The 2,431-nt window shown below is 70.5% G+C and carries 1 protein-coding gene; it reads left to right on the forward strand.

The window, feature by feature from the left end; genetic code table 11:
- Positions 1 to 151: 151 nt before the first annotated feature.
- A complete protein-coding gene (locus BJQ90_RS05155; protein ID WP_226759236.1) occupies positions 152 to 2,395 on the forward strand; it encodes a helix-turn-helix domain-containing protein in 2,244 nt (747 codons plus the stop codon).
- Positions 2,396 to 2,431 lie beyond the last annotated feature (36 nt).

A 2,431-nucleotide genomic window follows, 5' to 3' on the forward strand; every position in this document is an offset into this window, starting at 1 on the left:
ACCAGGGCTCCTGACATGGGGATTCGGGGGCTGGCCGGGTTTCCCGGATTGGCGGGGATTTTGCGGGTCCGGGGTCTTTTAATTCTGCCCGCAGTGTCATATAATTAGGGGGAGATTCTATTAGGTTCCGGGAGGTGGGAAGATGGGCAGGATGACCGCGCAGCCGCCCCTTCCCCTGTGTCCGCCCGAGGCGGTGGAGCTTGGGGCCGCCGCCGTCCTGGAAGACGAAACCGGCGGCCGGGTCTACCTCTTCGGGGTACTGTCCTTCCAGTGGGACGCCGGGGACGAGACGGGGAAGCGGCTGGCCGCGGTACAGCTGCTCAGGCTCAAGGCCGCCCCGGTGGCGCAGGTCGCCGCGGCGTTCGGCGCCGCCCCGGGCACCGCGTGGCGGTGGCGGAAGGACTACCAGGCCGGCGGGACCGCGGCCCTGGTCCCGGAGAAACCCGGCCCGAGGGGCCCCTCCCGGCTCACGGACACCGTGGTCGCCGAGATCCTCCGGCGCCGGGCGGACGGGCAGTCCCTGCGCGCGATCGGCGCCGCGACCGGGCTGTCCACGACCACCGTGATGCGCGCCCTAGAACCCGCGGAAACCGCCGCCGGGCAGGCCGTGCCGGAGGCAGAACAGCCGCAGGACCCCGTGCACGGTGGGCAGCTTCCGGGGCAGGAGGCACTGGATCTGCCGGTGCTCCCGGCGCCGGCGGACCGCATGGGTGAGCGCGCCGCAGCCCGGACCGGACTGATGTCCCATGCGGAGCCGGTGTTCGCCCCGGCCGCCCGGGTCCCGCTGGCCGGACTGTTCCTGGCCCTGCCGGCCCTGGCGTCGACCGGGCTCCTCCCCTGCGCGAACGAGGTTTACCGGCAGTTGGCCCCGGGGTTCTACGGGCTGGAGACAGTGCTGCTGGATGCGGTGTTCCGCGCCCTGGCCGGCGAACCCCGCGCCGAGGGCGCGACCCGGTTCGACCCGGCGGCCCTGGGCCGGATCCTGGGGATGGACCGCGCCCCGGAGGTCAAAACCATCCGCCGCAAATTCGCTGCCCTCGCCGAAACGGGGAAAGCCGCTGAGCTGATCACGGCGATGGCCTCCCGCCACCTCTCCGGCAGCGGCCCGGACGGGGAGGACCTGGCGGCTTTGCTGTACGTGGACGGGCACGTGCGCGCCTACCATGGCACCCGGAAGATCGCGAAGCAGCATTCCACCCGGTTGAAGTTCCCGGCCCCGGCCACCCTGGAGACCTGGGTCAGTGACGCGGCCGGGGACCCGGTCATGGTCGTCCTGGCCGAACCCGGGGCCTCCCTGGCGATGGAGCTGCGCCGGCTGCTGCCCGCCCTGCGGGACATTGTCGGCAATGACAGGCGGGTCCTCGTCGGGTTCGACCGCGGCGGCTGGTCCCCGGCCCTCTTCAAACACATGGCCGACAAAGGCTTCGACACCCTGACCTGGCGCAAGGGAACCGCCGAGGACCTCGGCGCGGAGCTTTTCGGCACTGTGACGTTCACCGATCCGGAGACCGGGCTGGCCCACGCATGGGAGGCCGCCGACGCCCTGGTGGACCTGCCCGTCGGGGAGAAGAAGAACGCTGAAGTCTTCGGCATGCGCCAGATCACCCGGCTGATCGACAACGGTAAGGGTGCCGTGCGCCAGATCCACCTGCTCACCACCCGCACCGACCTCACACCCGGGGAACTGCTGTTCCGGATGGGCTCGCGCTGGCGGCAGGAAAACCACTTCCGCTACGCGCGCCTGCACTTCGACCTGGACTCCCAGGACGCCTACGCCGTCAGTGACGATGACGCCGAACGCATGGTGCCGAACCCGGCGAAAAAGATTGCCCACACCACAGTGGTGTCCGCGACGGCCCGCCATGCCGCGGCGAAGGCCGCCACCGACGCGGCCCTGCTCACCGCCCGCACCCCCGCTACCGGCCAAGGGTCCGTGCTCATCACGAACGAGGCCTACAACCTGCTCACCGCACCACTGCGTCAGGCAGAACAGGACCTGGACAACACGCAGGCCGCCCACCGGGCCGTGCCGGCCCGGCTTCGGCTCGGGGACATCGCCCCCGCGCAGAAGATCCTGGACACCGAAACCAAGCTGCTCACCCACGCGGTGAAGATCGCCGCGTTCAACACAGTCACCGCCCTCGCCCGCGACGTCCGGATGAACACCGGCTACGCCCGCGCCGCCGACGAGGCCCACGCCCTCATCCGGCAGATGCTTGTCCGGCCCGGCGATATCCGGCCCGCCGGCGGCCACCTCGAGATCACCCTGGACCCGCTGCCAACCGCCCGCGCCACGAAGGCCGCCGCCGAACTCTGCGACCATCTCACCGCCACCGAAACCGTCTACCCCGGCACCAGCCTGGTACTGCAGTTCGGCATCAAAAACCGCCACTGACATCACACCGAATATGTGACCATGTCAGGAGCCCTG

Origin of the sequence: Arthrobacter sp. SO3, assembly GCF_020532825.1 — a bacterium.
In the GTDB taxonomy this organism is placed as follows: domain Bacteria; phylum Actinomycetota; class Actinomycetes; order Actinomycetales; family Micrococcaceae; genus Arthrobacter.

Bases quoted from the DNA above. Each gene is read 5' to 3' on its own strand.
- BJQ90_RS05155 (WP_226759236.1), top strand. From the start codon at position 152: ATGACCGCGCAGCCGCCCCTTCCCCTGTGTCCGCCCGAGGCGGTGGAG.